The following is a 20,511-nucleotide window of genomic DNA, read 5'->3' on the forward strand; positions in this document are numbered from 1 at the left end:
TTTTATTCTTCCTCCTTAAAATGTTCTATCTCATTTTTAAAAGGGATAGCTTCTTGTGCACCATTTTTAGTTACAGTAAGCGCTGCTGCCTTTGAAGCATATAACATGCTTTTATCCATCTTTTCACCCTTAGAAAGTGAATATAATAATGCTCCAATATAGGTATCTCCTGCTGCAGTCGTATCAACTACTTCTGCTTTAAAACCGGAAACTGCCATAGACTCCTTTTGATCTCCATAAATACTTCCTGCAGACCCTAAAGTGATAATGACAGAAGAAACTCCTTTATTTAAAAAATAAGCAATAACTTCTTTACTTTCTGGCTCTGTTGTTGGATATATACCTGTTAGAAATTCACTTTCCGACTGATTCACAATTAATAAATCAATGGATTGATAAGCATTATCTTCAATATACTTAGCCGGCGCTGGGTTTAAGACGGTAAACATATTTCTTTTCTTTGCTTCCACAATTGAATGCATGACGTTTTTGTGACCAGTTTCAAACTGTGACAAGAAAATATCATCTTTCACCGCAATTTGGTCTAATGCTGTTGAAACATCAGCAGATGTTAAAGCGTGATTTGCACCAGAATTAATGATAATACGGTTATCTTTCCCACTTCTTATTATCATTGCAACTCCTGAAGATAATGTATTTGACTTTGTGATAAATTTACAATTAACATCGAAAGATTGAAGTGTGTTTATAAGTTGATCGCCAAATACATCTTCCCCTACACTGCCAATCATGTACACTTTTGCTCCACTTTTTGAAGCTGCTACCGCTTGGTTAGCGCCCTTCCCTCCGGGCGTAAGAAAGAATGAATCTCCTTCTATCGTTTCTCCCTTCTTTGGTAAATCTTCTGTTCGAATAGACATATCCATATTTAGACTTCCATATATAATAATATTTTTCATTTAATTCCCCTATCTTCTTTAGTGAAATTATTTTACAATAAAACGTTTTATCAATGTGGTAAAACGTTTTATCACATTTAGAATAAACGCTTACATAATAAATGTCAAGTACAATTTAAAATTTCATAGATAGCCTCATTTAGATTTACTATCGTAAGTATAAGTCGTTTAGATTGTGTTATACATACTGCAATGTGGATTATTCTTTTATCAAAAGACATGAAAAAGAAGATGATTCTGTATTAAACAGTAATCATCTTCTTTGCTTACTTAATTAGATAAATATTGTTAGATAGTTTAATATGCACTCCAGCCATTATCTGTTGCCAAAACAACACCATTAATTGCTGAAGATTCATCACTAGCTAAAAATACGGTAATATTTGAAATGTCTTCTACTGATAATGGTTCACCCATTAGATTTGTCCCACGTATAGCCAGTTCCATTCCTTCTTTATCCAAGTGATCCATTGAATGTGTTAAGCCAGTTTTCACTTGCGAAGGAGCGATTGCATTTGCACGAATACCTTGTTTTCCATAATGAGAAGCGACATTCTTTGTCATACCAGCAACAGCATGTTTAGCAGCTGTGTAAGTTAGTCCACCCCTACCTCCGGTTAGAGCAGTTATGGATGCCATATTAACAATAGTTCCGCCGCCTTGTTTAACGAAAGCAGGAATAACTTTGCGCATGGTTCGCATCACTCCACCAACATTAATATCCATGACTCTATTCCAAACTTTATCTTCGACATTTGGGGCTGCTTGCATATTATCTAAGACCCCTGCATTGTTTACTAGTATATCTACTCTACCAAATTTTTCAATCGTTCGATCGATCATTTTATTGACATCTTCTTCGTTTACAACATTTACATTGAAACCGATTACATTTTCATGTACCTCTTTTAACTCTTCAACAGTTTTTGTTAAAGCATCCTCATCAAAATCAGCTATTACTACCTTAGCTCCTTCGTGCGCAAACCTTGTTGCAATAGCTTTTCCAATTCCATTACCACTTCCAGTTATAATAGCAACTTTTTCTTCTAAACGCATAGAATCCCCTCCATTCCATTATAATTGTTCTTATTTTTATTTTACCGTTAAATGGTTTATATTTCAATAAAAGGATATTGGTTCTCTATTAAGTATTAAAAAGGATATAATACAAAAAAGGTATGAAAACTAAAATTAGTTTCATACCCTTTTTGATTTTAATTTCGAATTAGATAATCAAATGCACCTAATGATGCAGCTGCTCCTGATCCCATCGAAATAATAATTTGCTTATATGGTGTATCAGTGCAATCACCTGCTGCAAAAACTCCCGGTACACTTGTAGCACCGCGCTTATCAACAACAATTTCACCTATACGATTTCGTTCAACGGTGTCTCCTAGCCATTCTGTGTTTGGCACAAGACCGATTTGGACAAAGACACCTGCAAGTTCAATATGGTGTTCCTCATTTGTATCACGATCAACATAGCTGATACCATTTACTTTTTCGTCACCAGTAATTTCAGTTGTCTTTGCATTTTTTATTACAGTAACATTTGGTAAGCTGTATAGTCTTTCTTGAAGAACGGCATCTGCCTTTAGTTCAGGCATAAATTCAAGGACAGTGACATGTTTCACGACACCAGCAAGATCAATCGCTGCTTCTATTCCTGAGTTGCCTCCACCAATAACTGCGACATCTTTTCCTTCAAATAACGGACCATCACAGTGTGGGCAATAAGCAACACCTTTATTTTTAAATTCAGCTTCTCCAGGTACGCCAACATTACGCCAACGAGCACCAGTAGATAAAATAATGGTTTTACTTTGCAGGGTTGCTCCATTCTCAAGTTCTAACTCAAAAAGGTCTTTCTTACTAAGTTTATGTGCTTGTTGAAGCTTCATCACATCAATATCATAATCATTAACATGTGCTTCTACACTTGCCATCAATTTTGGACCTTCTGTATAAGTGTTACTGATAAAGTTTTCAATTCCTAATGTGTCCATTACTTGACCACCGAAGCGTTCCGCAACAATTCCTGTGCGAATTCCTTTTCTAGCGGCATAAATAGCAGCGCTGGTGCCAGCTGGTCCGCCTCCAACAACCAATACATCAAATGGATCTTTCTCAGTCAATTCTGATGGATCAGGCGTATTACCAATTTGACCAAGAATCTCTTCAAGGGACATACGTCCACTACCAAAGAAATTCCCATCAAGGTAAACAGCTGGGACAGCCATTACATCTTTACTTTCTACTTCTGTTTTATATGCAGCACCGTCAATCATTGTATGTGTAATATTTGGATTAATCACACTCATAATATTTAAAGCTTGCACCACATCTGGACAATTGTGACAGGTTAAGCTTACATATGTCTCAAAATGATATTCGCCTTTTATATTCTTGATTTGATCAATCACACTATCTTCTACTTTTGGTGGACGACCACTTACTTGTAATAAAGCAAGAACTAAAGAAGTAAATTCGTGTCCTAAAGGAATACCAGCAAATGTTATGCCGGTTTCCTCATTGATACGATTCACACTGAAACTAGGTGTACGCTTTAATTGCGCTTCTTGTAACGAAATTTTTTCAGACATATCTGCAATTTCGTTTACAAGTTCTTTCATTTCTTGTGACACTTGATCTGTACTTGCGCTTATTTTAATTAAAATATCATTTTCCATTAATTCTAGATATTCAGCAAGTTGTTGCTTGATATCTTGATCTAACATATTTATCGCGCTCCTTAAATTTTACCTACAATATCAAGACTAGGCTTCAGTGTTTTAGAACCTTCTTCCCATTTTGCAGGACAAACTTCACCAGGATTTTGGCGAACATATTGCGCAGCTTTTACTTTGTTAATTAATGTACTTGCATCACGGCCAATTCCACCAGCGTTAATTTCAACAGCTTGGATTACACCATCTGGATCGATAATAAAAGTACCGCGATCTGCTAATCCAGCTTCTTCATCTAATACATCAAAATTACGAGTAATGGTTTGTGATGGATCACCAATCATTGTATATTTGATTTTCCCAACCGCTTCGGAGTGCTCATGCCATGCTTTATGTACAAAATGTGTATCTGTTGACACAGCATATACCTCAACACCTAAATCCTTCAAGGCAGGATATTGTGTTTGTAGATCTTCTAATTCTGTTGGACAAACAAATGAGAAGTCTGCTGGGTAAAAGCATACAATGCTCCATTTCCCTTTAAAATTATTTTCTGTTACCTCAAAGAAATCTTCACCAGCTTTAAAAGCTGAAGCTTTAAATGGTAATACTTCTGAACCGATTAATGACATACTGTTATTCCTCCTAAAAAATGATTATTTATTATTGTTTCCTAACTATTAAAGAGCACCCTAAACAATAATAATTCTAACTCTATATGAATTATTATAAAGGAATTGTTACGAAAGTCAATTATTTTGTTTATATTATAATTTAAAATGTTAAAAAACCTCATGAATAAATTTCGTTAAAATACAGTTTATTGGCGTATACATAGGAAACTTCACAATAGATAATAAAATACAAACTATTTTTCATCTTATTGTGTGATTCTCATTTGTTTTTTCAGTGTGAGAATAGTAATAGATCTTTATATTAAATCTTGAAAAACCTTATATAATTTTTTATTCACTATATTCTGAGCTTTGAATATTTCATCAAATGTATGATAAGTGATTTCGTTCTTTTCCATTCCGAGTGCTACTCCAGTCACACCGTCATTAATTAATTCAATGACCATATGACCCATACGACTAGTAAATAAACGATCAAATGCGGACGGTGTTCCTCCTCTTTGTATATGCCCTAACACAGTAGGCCTAGTATCAAGATTAGAATGTTCTTCGATGAAACTGGCTACCTCCTTAGCAGTTGCTACGCCTTCAGCCACCATAACAATACTGTGCGTTTTCCCTCTTTCAAACCCTTGAGATAATTGATTTGCTATTGCTTTGATATCATAGTCGAATTCAGGGATTAGAACCGCGTCAACACCACTAGCTATCCCTCCTTGTAATGCAATATCACCACAATTTCTTCCCATCACCTCAATAACACTAACACGCTCGTGACTGCTCATAGTATCACGTAAATTACTAATTGCATCTTGAACGACATTCAATGTAGTATCAAAACCAATCGTATAATCTGTTAAAGGAATATCATTATCAATGGTTCCTGGTAATCCATATGTTTTAATCCCTCGCTTTGCAAGAGATTGTGCTCCACGATAACTACCATCACCACCGATAACAATCAGATAATCTACTCCATGTTTCTTTAAATTATTTATTGCTTTATTTTGTCCTGCTTCCGTTTTAAATTCCTCTGATCGAGCGGATTGTAGGAAAGTACCTCCTCGATATAAAATGTCACTGACATCTTTACTACCTAATGTAATAAAATCATTTTCCATTAATCCCTTATATCCTCTTTTTATACCTATCATTTCATAGCCATGCGCTAAACCAGTACGTACAACAGCTCGTATCGCACTATTCATTCCTTGCGAATCGCCACCGGAGGTCAAAACTGCGATTTTTTCCATTAGAATCACCTTTCTAAGCACTATTATTGAATTTGTTCTAATAGTAAGCGTTTCTTATAATCTAAAAAATAAAAAAGGATACTCTCTACATGAGAATACCCTTTTTACTCAACTATTACACAAATTTAATTAAAAAATATTTCTTTTTTCCACGACGTATAATCGTAAACGTATCATCTATTCGATCTGACGCATCGATTGTGTAGGCTAATTCTTGTTGACGATCTCCATTAATATAAACAGCTCCATTTTTAATATCTTCTCTAGCTTGACGTTTAGATGGAGAAATTTCAGCTTCTACCAACAAGTCAACGATTGATTTTTCTTCTTTTAAAAATTCAACTGTCGGCACATCTTTAAAACCTTGCTCTATCTCACTTCCATTTAATGCTTTGATATCTCCACTAAATAATGCATCAGTGATTTTTTTCGCTTGTGCCAAAGCATCTTCATTGTGAACTAAGACTGTCATTTCTTCCGCTAGTCTTCTATGCGGTACTCGTTTTTCTGGAGCTATTTCTAACTCTTTTTCAAGTCCAGCTATTTCATCCATACTTAAAAATGTGAAATACTTTAAGAATTTAATTACGTCTCGATCATCTGTGTTAATCCAAAACTGATAAAATTCGTAAGGAGTCGTTTTCTCTGGATCTAGCCATACTGCTCCACCAGCTGTTTTACCGAATTTTGTGCCATCTGCTTTTGTAATTAATGGGACGGTTAATCCAAAAACTTTTGCATCTTCTCCTTCATCTTTTGTTCGACGAATTAACTCCATGCCAGCAGTAATATTCCCCCACTGATCACTACCACCAATTTGTAAAGAACAATTTTCTTTTTCATATAAATTTAAGAAATCATAGGACTGCAGAATCATGTAAGTAAATTCAGTAAATGAAATACCATTTTCTAAACGTGATTGAACCGAGTCTTTGGCAAGCATATAGTTAATACCAAAATGTTTACCTGTATCACGAAGAAATTCAATTAAAGTCATGTTACCTAACCATTCTGCATTATTTCTAGCAGCCCCACCATTTTCTTTACTTTCAAAATCCAAAATACGTGCCAGTTGTTCTGCAATTCGATCACTAAAGTATTGTACAGTCTGCTCATCATTGAACTGTCGTTCTGTTGATCGGCCACTTGGATCACCAATCATTCCAGTCCCACCACCAATCAAAGCAATTGGTCGATGGCCTGCACGTTGAAATCTTTTTAACATAAGTGCGGGTACTAAATGGCCGATATGTAAACTATCAGCTGTTGGATCAAAACCACAATACAATGTAACGGTTTGGTTTGATAAGTGATCTTCTAACCCTTGTTCATCCGTCATTTGTTGAATTAATCCACGTTCTTGTAAATCTTTTAAAATATCCATGTAATCACTCCTAAACTTATACTTTAGCTACAAAAAAACGAGTAAAATCCATCCCTGGAAGGGACGAATATTACTCGCGGTACCACCCTCGTTACAACACTACAGTGTTGTCACTTCTTTTTATAACGATGCAAAAAGCACCGTCTTCTATTATAGAAGAAGCTCCAGAGCGTAATTCGTAATTAAATTATGCACTAACTTACACCAACCGTTAGCTCTCTATAGCAGGGAATTTAATTACTACTTCATTCTTTCGTAGCAGTTATTATGATAGTTGTTGATACATTATTATCACACTTTAATTATAAATGCAAATCAAACTATTTTTTTTACTTTAATTCCTTATCATCCTTTATATCTATGCTATAATATAGATTGGAATTTTAGGAGGGTCGATCATGAATATAAAAGAATTTTTTCATAAATGGGTATACACGATAAAGCAATGGTGGAAAACTGGATTAATTCAACGAACATCAAGAATAACCTATGATGTCGTTTGGAATGTAATTCTATTTTTTATCATCATTGGTGTTATTGGATTGTTCTTTGGTGGGGGATTAGGAGCAGGCTATTTCGCATCACTTGTGAAGGATGAAGCCGTTCGTGCTGAAGAAGAAATGAAAGATGCAATTTACAATTATTCAGAAACATCGGAAATTTATTTTGATAATAATGTATATATGGGTGAAGTAAGTTCTGATCTATATCGTGAAGAAATAGCTCTTAAAGAGGTTTCCCCATGGGTTATAGATGCAATTGTGGCTACAGAGGATGCTAGCTTTTACGAGCATAAAGGCGTGGTTCCAAAGGCGGTACTGCGAGCCATGTTTCAAGAGGTCACAAATGCATCTGTCAAAACAGGTGGAAGTACATTAACACAACAAATTATCAAAAACCAGATTCTAACAAATGAAGTGTCCTTTGAGCGAAAGGCAAAAGAAATTTTACTTGCTTTACGCGCAGAACAATTTTTGAAAAAAGAGGATATCTTAGAGGTATACTTAAACGTTGTACCTTTTGGTCGTAACGCTAACGGACAGAATATTGCAGGAATCCATACTGCTGCGCAAGGAATTTTTGGAGTAGATGCAAAAGATTTAAATCTACCTCAATCTGCATTTATAGCAGGATTACCACAAAGCCCTTTTGCTTATACTCCTTTTAAAAATGGGGGACAAGTAAAAGAGGAAGAAGGATTAAAGCCTGGACTAAGCAGAATGCGTACTGTACTTTCTAGAATGTTAGAGGCTGGTTCAATTACACAAGAAGAATTTGACGAAGCAATTAATTATGATATTATCTCGAATTTAGCAAAATCAAGTTCATCCATTTTTGAAAAGTATCCTTACTTAACATTAGAGGTGAAAGACAGAGCAACAGAGTTACTTCGAGATAAGCTAGCCATTGACGATGGTTACAGTATGGAAGACATAGAAAAAAGTAATACTTTAAAAGAAGAATATACGATAAAAGCAGACCGATCGCTTAGCCAAGGTGGATACAAGATTCATACGACAATAAACAAAGAGATTTATGATGTCTTTCAAAAGATAACCAAAGATTATAATAACTATGGAGTTGAAAAGGTTGCTAGAAACCCCAATACTGGTGAGGTTATTAAAGTCGAAAATGATAATGGTGAAAAGGAAACATTAGTACAACCTGTTCAGACTGGTAGTGTATTAATTGATAATGCTACTGGTAAGATTATTAGTTTTGTCGGTGGACGAGACTTTGATATTGCACAGTTAAATCATGCAACAAATAACCCAAGATCTATTGGTAGTACTGCTAAACCATTGTTAGTATATGGCCCAGCAATGGAAGAGGGAAAAGTACAACCAGGGTCTATTATTGCAGATTTAGATATTGGTCCTTATCGTTATATACCTAGTAACTATGTACCTGGTCGATATTATGGCTTAGTAACAGCAAGAGAAGCATTATATAAATCACACAACGTCACTGCTGCAAAAATATATCAGGATATTTTAAACTTGGATCCTGTTGGTAAATATTTTGCTAAGATGGGATTTAGTAATATAACTGATGTTCGTCGCGAGGCTCCATCAATGGCTCTTGGTGTTCACGAGGCTACTGTGGAAGAAAATGTTAATGGTTTTGCAACCTTCGGCAATGGTGGTAATTTCGTTGATGCATATATGATTGAAAGTATCGAAAGTATTGATGGAGAAAAAGTCTATCAACATGAAAGTGAACCTGTTGAGGTATTTACACCTCAAACGAATTATTTAATGTTAGACATGATGCGTGATGTATTAAGACAAGGTACTGCTACTTATGCAAGAGCAAATCTAAGTAATCCTAGTGTAGATTGGGCAGGTAAAACAGGTACTGGTAATGACTACACAGATGCATGGTTTGTTGCCACTAATCCAAACGTTACAATGGGAACATGGATTGGTTATGATTACAGACAAAAACTTGATAAAGGTTATAGTGGACGAAATCAACTACTTTGGGCAAAGCTTGTAAATGCAGCAACTAAAATAGACCCAGATTTAATGGCACCAAGTAATCGATTTGAAAGGCCAAGCAATATCGTTTCGAGATCTTTTTGTAAAACATCTGGGCTATTGCCATCTGATATCTGTCGTGATCTTGGATTAGTTGGTTCAGATATCTATAATGCAAAATATATTCCAGAAAAAGAAGATAATAGTTTAGTTAAAGGACGTTACGCGATAGTTGATGGACAAGCAATTTTGGCAGGTGAAAATACACCTAGCGAATTTGTGCAAGAGGATGGCATTGCATTTAATCCTGAATGGTTAGAAGAAAATGATTATGATGAATTAGACAATATATCTAAACTATTTCCAGGTAATAGTTCAATGTGGTCCGATATTAATGTACCAGCACCACGTGATGAAATAAAGAATGATGGTAAAGCACCTAATGCTCCATCTTCATTAAAAAAAGCTGGTAAGCGTTTAGCTTGGAGTAAATCCTCTAGTAATGATACAGTTGGATATCGCATTTATCGAGCAGCTGACCCTGATAGTGCATTCCGTTTAATCGGTAGAACAACAGACACTGATTACAATATAGCGAATGTAAGTGGTGTTTATACGGTGAAAGCAGTCGATTACTTTGGACAGGAATCTACTATGTCTATAAACTTAGAAGTCGGTGATTTCTCTAGTGATGGTAATATGTCAGATAACAACAGTGATGATAATATGAAACCAACTGAAGAGGAAGACGAACAATAAAAAAATAAGATTAGAAAAGCGAGCGAAAAGATTGTATCTATCCTATTAAGACAGTGTTTAGAATTAATTAAGTTTAAGATCATTAAAAAGACATCTTTCTAAAAAGAAAGATGTCTTTTATTATTGTTGACTTAACTCTAATATAACTATTTCGACACGTCTATTTTTCCGCCAATTTGCTTCAGAATTATTTTTTACAATTGGCCTTGTATCACCATACCCTACGGCTATAAACCTACTCTGGTCTAAGTTACTATTATCAATGATATAACGAATCACACTACTCGCTCTTGCACCTGACAATTCCCAATTAGATGGATACCTGGCAGTGGATATTGGTCGATTGTCTGTATGACCCTCCACACGTATCTCATTTGGAATATTACCCAGTAATAAACTAACTTTTTCTAAGAATGGTTCGCCACTTGACTTAATTTCTGCTTCCGCTGTATCAAACAAAATACGTTCTTGTAATATTAGTACTACGCCTTGATCGGTTCGATTTGCGGTAATGGTATTTTCTAAATTATTCTCTCGTAGAAACGTTTTAATTTCGGCTAAAAGCTTGTCTAAAGACTCCTGATTATCTTCCATCACTTCACTATTCGTTTGTTCATTTTGTTCTTGGTCCTCTGCATCAGATAAGTTATTAAGCGTATCATCCGATCCTTCATTTTGCTCACGATGTTCGGAGTTTTCTGTAGGATGATCCATTTCAAGTGTTGAAGGGTAACTATCAAAAATCATTCGATTACGGAATGATTCCGCAACAGCTTGAAATTTAACCAAATCGATTTGAGACATAGAAAATAATAATACAAAGAAAACTAGAATTAAAGTAACCATATCAGCAAAAGTAACCATCCACTTTGGTGCGCCTTTAACGACTTTTTTTTTACGACGCTTCATTTGCTGGCTCTCCTACAAAGTCTTCATTCTCTTCCATTTGTTTTCTTTTCATATCCTCAGATAAAAAGGCGCTTAATTTTTCTTTAAGGATACGTGGGTTTTGTCCAGATTGTACACCGATAACCCCTTCAATAACAATTTGTTTCATGAAGATCTCTTCTTCGGTCTTTAATTCTAATTTCCCAGCCATAGGAATAAATACAAGATTGGCTAATAACGAACCATAAAAAGTCGTTAATAATGCAACAGCCATATTAGGACCAAGTGTAGCTGGGTCTGACAAATTATTTAACATTAACACAAGGCCGATCAATGTACCAACCATACCCCAAGCAGGAGCGTACTCACCTGCTTTTTCAATAATTGCACGACCTTTTTGATGACGATCGTCCATCGCAGTAATTTCAGCATTCATGATATCGTTGATAACTTCTGGTTCAATACCATCTACTGCTAATAAGACACCCTTCTTAATAAAAGGATCATCGACATTGTCCAATTCATTCTCTAATGCTAATAATCCCTCTCTTCTAGCTCTTTCAGATAATCGTTCAAATAAATGAATTAATTCAGCAATATTGTGCTGATTCTTATTGAACGCTTCCTTTACTACTCGGCCAGTCAACTTCATTTGATCGAGATTAAAATTAATTAATAGAGCAGCTGTTAATCCACCTAATACAATTACTACAGATGATATTTGCATAAAGGAGACAAATCCACTTGCTCCACCACTTGAAACAATTCCAAATGCAATCATAATAAAACCTAGCGTAATGCCAATTGGTGTTAAAATATCTGTTTTTTTCATATGCTCTCTCCCTAACTAGCTACAAACTTGTATGACTTACGCATACGAAGGATTTGCATGTTGATATATTTTATATCGGCATTAGTTAGATTTTGTTGAGTTTCTTTCAATAATTTGGTGTGGCAAAATTACATTTGCTTCTTCCACTTCTTCTTTATTCATATACTTAGTTAATAATCGCATGGCTACAGCTCCAATATCGTACATTGGTTGAACAATGGTTGACAAAGTAGGACGAACCATTGTTGCTAAACGTGTATTATCAAAGCCAAATACTTCAATATCTTCAGGTACTCTCAAGCCTTTGTCTTGAATACCATGAATAACACCTAAAGCCATTTCATCTGAAGCTACAAAAATAGATGAAGGCCTATTAGAAAGATTGATTAATTTTTCAGCAGCATCTTTTCCAGATTCATAAGAATAATCACCTTTAACGATATAAGAAGCATCTACTTCTTGATTCGTTTCTTTTAAGGCACGTTCATAACCTTTGTATTTCAATTCATTTGTAGCTGTTTCTTCAACAGGGCTAACATAAGCAGGGTGAGTGTTTCCATTGTCAATTAAATATTTTGTTGCTTCATATGCAGCTTGCTCATAATCAATGTTGACAGAAGGTACAATGTCCGTAGGATCCACTGTAGCTGCAAGTGCTATAGGAACTGGTGATGTTTTGAATTGTTGTATATGTTCTTCGGTAATTCTACCTCCCATAAACACAATACCATCCACTTGCTTTTCCAGCATCGTATTAATCAACTGTACTTCTTTGTCTACATTCTGGTCAGAGTTACTTAATATAATGTTATACTTATACATGTTAGCAATATCATCAATACCACGAGCTAGTTCAGAAAAGAAAATGCTAGAAATATCTGGTATAATCACACCAACTGTTGTCGTTTTCTTACTTGCTAACCCTCTTGCTACAGCATTTGGTCGATAGCCCAAACGCTCAATTGTATTCAGCACCTTTTTCCTTGTTGCAGGCTTTACATTTGGATTTCCATTTACTACACGAGATACTGTTGCCATTGATACATTTGCTTCTCGTGCCACATCATATATTGTTACGTTCACCTTTCATCTACCTCCAATATTTAATTTGCGACTTAATTTTCATAATCATACGATATTGGCTTTATTTCTGCAATAATCCAAGTATATATACAATTTTCACACTAGACATGTATGATTATAACAAATTTTATCCGATTTTGTTATCCTACTATTGTATGTTAAAACAAGATAATGATCAAACAAAACTATTAATGCTATTAAAGTTATCTATAATAGGATAATCACCTCGATATGGAAAGTTCATGTTTGCTCTTTTTACTATTTTAATTCATTCACACAAAAATAATCCTCTTGCCTTTAAAAAGCAAGAGGATTATTATATATCGTTTATTTTTTCACTTCACGCATGAATTGATTAAACATATCAAAATCCATTTGTTGTGCTGAATCAGAAAGTGCTACTGCAGGATCTGGATGTACTTCTGCCATTACACCATCCGCTCCAATAGCTAATGCTGCTTTAGCAGCTGGAATTAATAAGTCTCTTCTTCCAGTAGAATGTGTTACATCTACCATTACTGGCAAATGTGTTTCTTGTTTTAAAATTGGAACAGCCGTAATATCTAATGTATTACGTGTGGCTTTTTCATATGTTCGAATTCCGCGCTCACATAAAATGATCTCTCCATTACCTCTTGAATTAATGTATTCCGCTGCATTAATGAAATCAGAGACAGTTGCTGACATACCTCTCTTTAAAAGAATAGGCTTGTTTACTTCTCCGGCAGCTTTTAATAATTCAAAGTTTTGCATATTGCGTGCACCAATTTGAATAACATCGATATAATCCAACGCTTTATCAATGTCTGCTGGATTAACAATCTCACTTACCACGGCCAAATCATATTCATCTGCTACACGTTTTAGTATTTCTAATCCTTCAAAACCGAGTCCTTGGAAATCATAAGGAGAAGTTCTAGGTTTAAACGCACCACCACGTAGTAATTTTAAACCTTTTGCTTTCACTTGTTCCGCTACTTGAGCTACTTGTTCATAACTTTCAACAGCACATGGACCAAAAATGAAATGTTCATTACCATCTCCAAATTTCTCACCGTTTATTTCAATGACGGTATCTTCTGGCTTCTTCTTACGAGAGACCAATAAAGCTTTACTATGATCATCTTCTTGTAGTTCTAAGCCTGCTTTAAAAATCTCTTTAAACAGATGAATAATCGTTGCATTCTCAAAAGGTCCATCGTTGTTTTCTTTGATTAAATCCAGCATATCACGTTCTCGAACTGGATCATAACTACGATTTGCACCTTGTTTTTCTTTAGCTTGTGCCGTTTTCTGAACTAATTCCGCTCGCTTATTGATCAATTTTAAAATATCTAAATTAACTTGATCAAGCTCTTCTCTTAATAAATCTAATTGCTCATTACTCAAAGTTACTACCCCCTGTTATGATTTCACGTTATAATGGAATAAGATATTTTTATGATTAGGGATTATTATAGCTAATAATTTCATAGTTGTCACCATTATGTTTAAATATTTAGTATATTCTTTAATTTTTAACGATTTTAACTCATTATTTATACTTAATTATCCATTTAACTATTTTTTCAACATAAGTGAAAGGAAACGATCTATGAGTGAACAAATATTTGCACTAGATATTGGAACACGCTCTGTTATAGGACTTCTGTTACATCAAACAGATACAAGTTACACGATTACAGACTATGTTGTGAGAGAACATACCGAGCGGTCCATGCTTGATGGACAAATTCATGATGTTGTTTCTGTATCAAAGGTAATAAAAGAAGTCAAAGAACAATTAGAACAAAAGCATCAAATAGTACTAAGAGAAGTTTGTGTTGCAGCTGCTGGAAGAGCTTTAAAAACAAAGCGTACAACAATTAAAAAAAATATTTCCTTACAACCATTAATTTCTAAAGAAGATATTCTATTTATGGAGCTTAGCGCTGTTCAGCAAGCACAATATGATCTAGCGATAGAAGAAAGAGAACACTCTCTGACACATTATTATTGTGTCGGTTATTCTGTACTTCAATATAAATTAGATCAGGATATTATTGGATCTCTTATTGATCAACAGGGAGAACAAGCTGAAGTAGAAATTATAGCTACATTTTTACCGAAAGTTGTTGTCGAGTCTTTAATTGCTGCCTTACAACGTGCTGATTTGGAAATGGAAGCTTTAACACTTGAACCAATTGCTGCCATTAATGTGTTGATTCCAACCTCTATGCGAAGATTAAACGTAGCACTCGTAGACATTGGTGCTGGAACAAGTGATATTGCATTAACAGACACAGGTACAATCACCGCATATGGTATGGTACCAAAAGCAGGAGATGAAATTACAGAAGCAATAAGTGATTATTACTTACTAGACTTTAATGAAGCAGAACGTGTGAAAAGAGATATTACAGCACATAATGAAGCAGTACTAACTGATATATTAGGTTTTAAACAAACCATATCAATAGAAGAGCTCGCTACAGCTATTAAACCAGCAATTGACGAACTTGCAAGTGCCATTGCTGAAGAAGTAATTGCTTTGAATGCCAAATCACCCAAAGCGGTAATGTTAGTAGGAGGTGGAAGTTTAACACCACATTTAACAACTCATTTAGCTAACAGATTACAACTACCTGATAATCGCGTGGCTATTCGAGCAACAGATGCGATTTCTTCGTTGAATTTTGATGTAGAAATGCCAAAGGGACCAGCATTCATTACACCAATCGGTATTGCTATTGCCGCAAAACAAAACCCTATTCATTATATTAGTATAACAGTCAATCATCGTGTTGTTCGTTTATTCGATGTAAAACAATTAACTATTGGTGATTGCTTATTAGCAGCAGGGATACATATTGATAAGTTATACGGACTTCCGGGTATGGCATATATGATTCGGTTTAACAATCAAAGAATTACCTTGCCTGGTAGTTATGGAAGACCACCAAAAATCACACTGAATAATGAATTAGTAACTGTTAATGAATCGATTAAGCACGGTGACGTATTAAATGTAGAAAAAGGAGAAAATGGTAAAGAACCAGATGTTACGATTGAAGAAATTGTTGGTGAACTAGAACAATTTAGAATCTATTATAATAATCAACCTCATTTATTACAGGCAGAGTTAGTAGTAAATGATAAAAAGGCGAATAAAAATTATAAGATTCAAGACAATGATGATATTGAATTAAAAGAAATTAACACGGTTCATGACTTTTTACATTCAATTAATCAAATAGAAAATCTAATCAATAATAAGTCGTTTATTTTAGAGGTGGATGGAAAGAAGAAAAACTTCCCACCATTTATGAAACAAATACTCATCAATAAACATCCAGCAACCCCAGACACAATTTTGAAACCGGAAGATCGACTAGAGTTTGTGGAACGTAAAGAACCAACTGTGTATCATTTACTTGAGGAATTAAACGAATCTATTTATCAAACGCTCAAAATAACATTTAACGGAGAACAAGTCACCTTACAAAAGCAGGTAAAAAATGTGCTACGAAATGGAAAAAAAGTAGATATACATGCAATCCTAACAAGAGATGATAAAATTGAATTGAAATTAATTGAGCAACAACATTTTATTTTCCAAGACATTTTTAAATTTGTATCCATTGATCTTACTGAAATTAAACCTGGCGTAGAAATAAAAAGGAATGGACAACCTGCTACTTTTTTAGATCCTATTGAAGAAAATGACGAAATAACCATTAAATAATCACGCAACTCATTTTCATCGAGTGTGCGATATTTACCTTACTAATTTGTCCTATAAAAAAAACGAACTATAATAAAAATTATAGTTCGTTTTTTTTATTCTATTTTTACTGCTTTTTCACATCTTCTACTGCTTCCTCTGCTGCTTCAGCTACTTCTTCAGCTGCTTCCTCTGCAGTTTCTTTTACAACTGTTGCATCTTCTTTGGCAACATTTACTTTATCTTGAATCGTTTTAGATGTTTCTTTGAATTTATCACTTAACTCTTGAGATTTTTCTGATACATTTTTTTGCACTTGAGCAGATGTCTCTTTCGCATAATCTTTCCACTCATTTCCTTTTACATAAGCAATATCTTTCCATTCATTTGCACGATCTTTTAGCGTACTAGCACCTTCATTTAAATCGCCACGTAATTCCTTACCAGATTTAGGAGCTAACAATAATGCTAAAGAAGCACCTACGATCCCTCCGATTAATGAACCAATTAAAAAGTCCTTACTATTAATGTTTTCATCATTCTGTACATTACTTTGTTCTTCATTTTTACTCATTTTTATTCCTCCTTACTAATATAATTATGCTTTATGTTATTTTACATTACTCCTATTTTTTCGTTTTTGAAATACATTCATTGCTACTGTACCCCATTTAATTGCTTGAGCTGTTTCTTCTTTATTCTGCTCTGCTACAGCAGAAACACTATCAGAAACTTTACGAATGGATTGGTTAAAGCTTTTAATGGTTTCACCTATCCCTTTCACACCATCTACTACTGTATTTAAACGTGTTGATTTATCATTGATGTCCTCAGCAAGTTGATTCGTTTTGTTTAATAAAGCTGTTGTTTCTGTTGATATTCCTTCCATTTGCTTTTCTAAACCTTCTAAAGTATCTGCTACATTAGACATGGTGCGTTTTGTTTCTTTTAGCACATTAGCTAAATAAACAACTAATATAGCAAATGCAATAGCAAATATTAGTGCAGCTATATAGAGTAGATTAATCATATTTACTTACAACTCCCTTATATTTATGTAATTGATTTGCAACATAATCTGCTTATATAATGTTATTTACCCAATTAGGGTTATGTTAAACATATTCCTTTAATAAAATTCACTGTTTGACCGAAATTATTCCAAGTTGTAATTAATATATTAGATGTTTTACAACTAAAACACAAAAAATACGTTTAAACATGTTAAGAGATTGTGATTAGAGTAGGCGATTTAGTCATAAAAGGAAAGGAAGAGCAGGTAAATTTCCCTTCTCTTCCTATTATTCAAGAAATATTTTAAAAAACCTTTAGGACAACTTGGTTTTATTTTCATATGCCAATTGAAATTTTTGGATATCACCCGCACCCATGAAAACTAATACAGCATTAGAGTAAGACTGAAGTACTTCTATATCATCAATCGGTAAGAATTGGCTATTGTCTATCAGTGTTTCTAAATCATGAATCGTTAACTTCCCTGATCCTTCTCTTGCAGAACCAAAAATATCACATAAAAATACATGATCAGCCTCTCCTAAACTAGCAGCAAATTCATGCAAGAATGTTTTTGTTCTAGTATAGGTATGCGGCTGGAATATAGCTATTACTTCTTTATCTGAATATTTCTTTCGAACTGCATCAATAGTTGCTTCAATTTCTCTTGGATGATGTGCGTAATCATCAATAAGAATTTGTGTCCCAAATTCTTTTTCAGTAAATCTACGTTTCACCCCTGTAAATGAAGTGATTTTTTTTATTTCATCCGCTTGCATACTTTCATAATGGCAAATAGTAATCACAGCTAATGCATTTAAAATATTATGATTTCCATACATTGGAATGGTAAATGAATCATAATAATTATTTCTTACAAACACATCGAAAGTTGTTCCATTTGGTGTTTCCTTTACATTTTTCGCTTGAAAGTCATTACTTTCTGAAAAGCCATAATATAAAACAGGTACTTTTGCTTGAATTTGTTGTAAATATTCATCATCCCCACAAGCAATAATTCCTTTTCTCACACGATCTGCCATACTTTGAAAAGCTTGGAAAACATCGTCAACACTTGTAAAATAATCTGGATGATCAAAATCAATATTGGTCATGATTGCATAATCAGGTTCATATGCTAAAAAATGACGACGATATTCACAAGCCTCAAATACAAAATATTCGCTTTCTATATGTCCTTGTCCGGTACCATCACCAATAAGGTACGAAATAGGATAATTTTGATTTAGAACATGAGCTAATAAACCAGTAGTTGAAGTCTTACCATGTGCTCCTGTAACCGCTATGCTGGTATATTGTTTTAACCATTGGCCTAAAAAATCATGATAACGATAAAAGGCCAAACCAAGATCTTTACAAGCTTTAATTTCCTCGTGGTCATCGGAAAATGCATTACCTGCAATAATTGTTAATCCTTGTTTTATATTATCTTTTGAGAATGGTAATATTGGAATTTGCTTTTCTTCTAATGCACGTTGTGTAAAAAATTCTTTTTCTACATCGGAACCTTGTACAAGCTCTCCAGAATCATGCAGTATTTGTGCTAACGCACTCATTCCTGTCCCTTTTATACCGATAAAATGGTAAATTGTCATAACTAAGAACCTCCAAAGTAGAGCGTTAAATCTTTTTAAACTAATAGTAATTGTTTTGCCCAAATAATTATTTTAGCACAAACCAATCTGGAAAACACTTGTTTTTTCCTATTTATATTTTTTATGATTATTTTACATAATTTACTTTTTCTAATCTTGAATTTGGCCTATATTGACGCCCATCTTTAGATTGCGGTTTTCCATTAAGTAATACATTATCACCTGTAAAGCCGATATGAATGTGCAATAAATTTCTTCCAATTCCATATACATCAACAGGGACATTTTCTTTTTCAAATGCACGAATTCGTTCTTCATTAAAACCTCCACTAGCAATAATCTTCACGTGATGATATCCTTCAGCATCTAGCGCATTTCTCAAAGCAAAGATTAGTTGTGGATTAACACCTCGTGGATCAAATGTACCCATTAGATGTTGGTTTCGCAAGAAATATTTATCAACCATATGGTTAGACGTATCTAAACGGACCCCTTTTAATGTTTCTCCAAATTCACGAGCCACTTTTAATGCATCGGTAATTACATCATTATTATAATCAACTAGAACCATTAAGTCATCATCTGGATATAACTCATGATATGCCTTTGAGGCTTCGACGACATCACCTTCAAAGATTTGAATCATTGCATGTGGCATGGTCCCCATTCCTGTTTTTCCCCACCATTCATTCATAGCATGGGTGGCTTGTGCAGTGGAGCCACCGATAAATGCAGCGTACCCATCTCCTGCCTGTTGTGTGTAATGGTCATCTCGATCACCCATAAAAATAATCGGTTTCTGTTTACCAGATGACCTAGCCGCTTTTACCACATTATATACATTTGTTGCTACAGATGTTCGACGGGCTAATATACCATCGATAATTCCTTCTAAATAACCAAAAGATTGATATGGTCCAGTTACCGTAAGTACTGTCTCATAAGGGCTTATTTTATCACCATCTTTTAATGCGTGAATTTCAAGCTCCTCAGGATGATCAGCGAACGTATGTATAAGTGCAATAGCTTCATCAGATCCACACAAAACAGCATCACTTTTCTGAAAAAATTGCATGGTTACTATATTATCTGGTTTAAGCTTTTCAGCAATTTCTTTTGTTTTAAGGAAATAAACTGCTGAAAACCATCCTTCTTTGATTCGTTCATCAAATTTAAACGTTTGGTTTGTTAAACGCTCAATCTCGCCGTTTAGTTTTTTTGTGATTTCTTTATTCATCTCACTTACCCCTCGTT

16 protein-coding genes and 1 other annotated feature are annotated in these 20,511 nt (G+C 34.4%); of the genes, 2 read left to right on the forward strand and 14 right to left on the reverse strand.

Annotated elements, in window-relative coordinates; genetic code table 11:
* Positions 1-2: 2 nt before the first annotated feature.
* From rbsK to tyrS, 6 genes are all read right to left on the reverse strand, one after another.
* Positions 3-920, reverse strand: a complete 918-nt coding sequence (rbsK, locus tag BN1058_RS11970; protein WP_090857903.1) for a ribokinase — start codon at positions 918-920, stop codon at positions 3-5.
* 297 nt (positions 921-1,217) lie between these two features.
* A complete protein-coding gene (locus BN1058_RS11975; protein WP_090857906.1) occupies positions 1,218-1,976 on the reverse strand; it encodes an SDR family NAD(P)-dependent oxidoreductase in 759 nt (252 codons plus the stop codon).
* A gap of 158 nt (positions 1,977-2,134) precedes the next feature.
* Entirely contained in the window at positions 2,135-3,661 is a 1,527-nt protein-coding gene (ahpF, locus tag BN1058_RS11980) for an alkyl hydroperoxide reductase subunit F (RefSeq protein WP_090857909.1), read from the reverse strand.
* Between the two features lie 14 nt (positions 3,662-3,675).
* Positions 3,676-4,242 (reverse strand): alkyl hydroperoxide reductase subunit C, encoded by a 567-nt coding sequence (gene ahpC, locus BN1058_RS11985; RefSeq protein ID WP_090857912.1) that lies wholly within the window; start codon positions 4,240-4,242, stop codon positions 3,676-3,678.
* 299 nt (positions 4,243-4,541) lie between these two features.
* Positions 4,542-5,498 (reverse strand): 6-phosphofructokinase, encoded by a 957-nt coding sequence (gene pfkA, locus BN1058_RS11990; protein ID WP_090857914.1) that lies wholly within the window; start codon positions 5,496-5,498, stop codon positions 4,542-4,544.
* 115 nt (positions 5,499-5,613) lie between these two features.
* On the reverse strand, positions 5,614-6,882 hold the full coding sequence (tyrS, locus tag BN1058_RS11995; protein ID WP_090857917.1) for a tyrosine--tRNA ligase: 1,269 nt from the start codon (positions 6,880-6,882) through the stop codon (positions 5,614-5,616).
* A gap of 56 nt (positions 6,883-6,938) precedes the next feature.
* Positions 6,939-7,148: a binding site (T-box leader), on the reverse strand.
* A 132-nt stretch (positions 7,149-7,280) separates the two neighbouring features.
* Here tyrS and BN1058_RS12000 point away from each other — a divergent pair.
* On the forward strand, positions 7,281-10,121 hold the full coding sequence (locus BN1058_RS12000; protein ID WP_090857919.1) for a transglycosylase domain-containing protein: 2,841 nt from the start codon (positions 7,281-7,283) through the stop codon (positions 10,119-10,121).
* Between the two features lie 120 nt (positions 10,122-10,241).
* On the opposite strand, the gene motS is transcribed toward BN1058_RS12000, so the two are convergent.
* The 4 genes from motS to BN1058_RS12020 all read right to left on the reverse strand — a co-directional run bounded on the left by motS (position 10,242) and on the right by BN1058_RS12020 (position 14,313).
* Positions 10,242-11,030, reverse strand: a complete 789-nt coding sequence (gene motS, locus BN1058_RS12005; protein WP_090857922.1) for a flagellar motor protein MotS — start codon at positions 11,028-11,030, stop codon at positions 10,242-10,244.
* A complete protein-coding gene (gene motP, locus BN1058_RS12010; protein WP_090857925.1) occupies positions 11,017-11,841 on the reverse strand; it encodes a flagellar motor protein MotP in 825 nt (274 codons plus the stop codon). The genes motS and motP overlap by 14 nt, the downstream gene beginning before the upstream one ends.
* 81 nt (positions 11,842-11,922) lie before the next feature.
* Complete coding sequence (gene ccpA / locus BN1058_RS12015) at positions 11,923-12,924, reverse strand: catabolite control protein A (protein WP_090857928.1); 1,002 nt, start codon at positions 12,922-12,924, stop codon at positions 11,923-11,925.
* A 327-nt stretch (positions 12,925-13,251) separates the two neighbouring features.
* Positions 13,252-14,313: a bifunctional 3-deoxy-7-phosphoheptulonate synthase/chorismate mutase gene (locus BN1058_RS12020; protein ID WP_090857931.1), complete on the reverse strand. Its 1,062-nt coding sequence runs from the start codon at positions 14,311-14,313 to the stop codon at positions 13,252-13,254.
* Between the two features lie 205 nt (positions 14,314-14,518).
* Here BN1058_RS12020 and pilM point away from each other — a divergent pair, with 205 nt between their 5' ends.
* Entirely contained in the window at positions 14,519-16,648 is a 2,130-nt protein-coding gene (gene pilM / locus BN1058_RS12025) for a pilus assembly protein PilM (protein WP_090857937.1), read from the forward strand.
* A 106-nt stretch (positions 16,649-16,754) separates the two neighbouring features.
* Here the strand turns inward: pilM and BN1058_RS12030 are convergent, their stop codons facing one another.
* From BN1058_RS12030 to BN1058_RS12045, 4 genes are all read right to left on the reverse strand, one after another.
* The gene (locus BN1058_RS12030) at positions 16,755-17,201 is read right to left on the reverse strand and encodes a YtxH domain-containing protein (RefSeq protein WP_090857941.1); all 447 of its coding nucleotides are present in this window, start codon (positions 17,199-17,201) and stop codon (positions 16,755-16,757) included.
* 36 nt (positions 17,202-17,237) lie between these two features.
* Entirely contained in the window at positions 17,238-17,657 is a 420-nt protein-coding gene (locus BN1058_RS12035; protein WP_090857944.1) for a DUF948 domain-containing protein, read from the reverse strand.
* A 298-nt stretch (positions 17,658-17,955) separates the two neighbouring features.
* A complete protein-coding gene (murC, locus tag BN1058_RS12040) occupies positions 17,956-19,257 on the reverse strand; it encodes a UDP-N-acetylmuramate--L-alanine ligase (protein WP_090857947.1) in 1,302 nt (433 codons plus the stop codon).
* A 127-nt stretch (positions 19,258-19,384) separates the two neighbouring features.
* Positions 19,385-20,494, reverse strand: coding sequence for a nicotinate phosphoribosyltransferase (locus tag BN1058_RS12045; RefSeq protein ID WP_090857950.1), 1,110 nt, complete (start codon positions 20,492-20,494; stop codon positions 19,385-19,387).
* Positions 20,495-20,511 lie beyond the last annotated feature (17 nt).

Origin of the sequence: Paraliobacillus sp. PM-2 (assembly GCF_001368815.1) — a bacterium.
Classification (GTDB): Bacteria; Bacillota; Bacilli; order Bacillales; family Amphibacillaceae; genus Paraliobacillus.

What these genes read in the sequence shown, in the direction of transcription:
- rbsK (WP_090857903.1), bottom strand. Translation starts at nt 920, where the DNA reads ATGAAAAATATTATTATATATGGAAGTCTAAATATGGATATGTCTATT.
- BN1058_RS11975 (WP_090857906.1), bottom strand. Translation starts at nt 1,976, where the DNA reads ATGCGTTTAGAAGAAAAAGTTGCTATTATAACTGGAAGTGGTAATGGA.
- ahpF (WP_090857909.1), bottom strand. Translation starts at nt 3,661, where the DNA reads ATGTTAGATCAAGATATCAAGCAACAACTTGCTGAATATCTAGAATTA.
- ahpC (WP_090857912.1), bottom strand. Translation starts at nt 4,242, where the DNA reads ATGTCATTAATCGGTTCAGAAGTATTACCATTTAAAGCTTCAGCTTTT.
- pfkA (WP_090857914.1), bottom strand. Translation starts at nt 5,498, where the DNA reads ATGGAAAAAATCGCAGTTTTGACCTCCGGTGGCGATTCGCAAGGAATG.
- tyrS (WP_090857917.1), bottom strand. Translation starts at nt 6,882, where the DNA reads ATGGATATTTTAAAAGATTTACAAGAACGTGGATTAATTCAACAAATG.
- BN1058_RS12000 (WP_090857919.1), top strand. Translation starts at nt 7,281, where the DNA reads ATGAATATAAAAGAATTTTTTCATAAATGGGTATACACGATAAAGCAA.
- motS (WP_090857922.1), bottom strand. Translation starts at nt 11,030, where the DNA reads ATGAAGCGTCGTAAAAAAAAAGTCGTTAAAGGCGCACCAAAGTGGATG.
- motP (WP_090857925.1), bottom strand. Translation starts at nt 11,841, where the DNA reads ATGAAAAAAACAGATATTTTAACACCAATTGGCATTACGCTAGGTTTT.
- pilM (WP_090857937.1), top strand. Translation starts at nt 14,519, where the DNA reads ATGAGTGAACAAATATTTGCACTAGATATTGGAACACGCTCTGTTATA.
- BN1058_RS12030 (WP_090857941.1), bottom strand. Translation starts at nt 17,201, where the DNA reads ATGAGTAAAAATGAAGAACAAAGTAATGTACAGAATGATGAAAACATT.
- BN1058_RS12035 (WP_090857944.1), bottom strand. Translation starts at nt 17,657, where the DNA reads ATGATTAATCTACTCTATATAGCTGCACTAATATTTGCTATTGCATTT.
- murC (WP_090857947.1), bottom strand. Translation starts at nt 19,257, where the DNA reads ATGACAATTTACCATTTTATCGGTATAAAAGGGACAGGAATGAGTGCG.
- BN1058_RS12045 (WP_090857950.1), bottom strand. Translation starts at nt 20,494, where the DNA reads ATGAATAAAGAAATCACAAAAAAACTAAACGGCGAGATTGAGCGTTTA.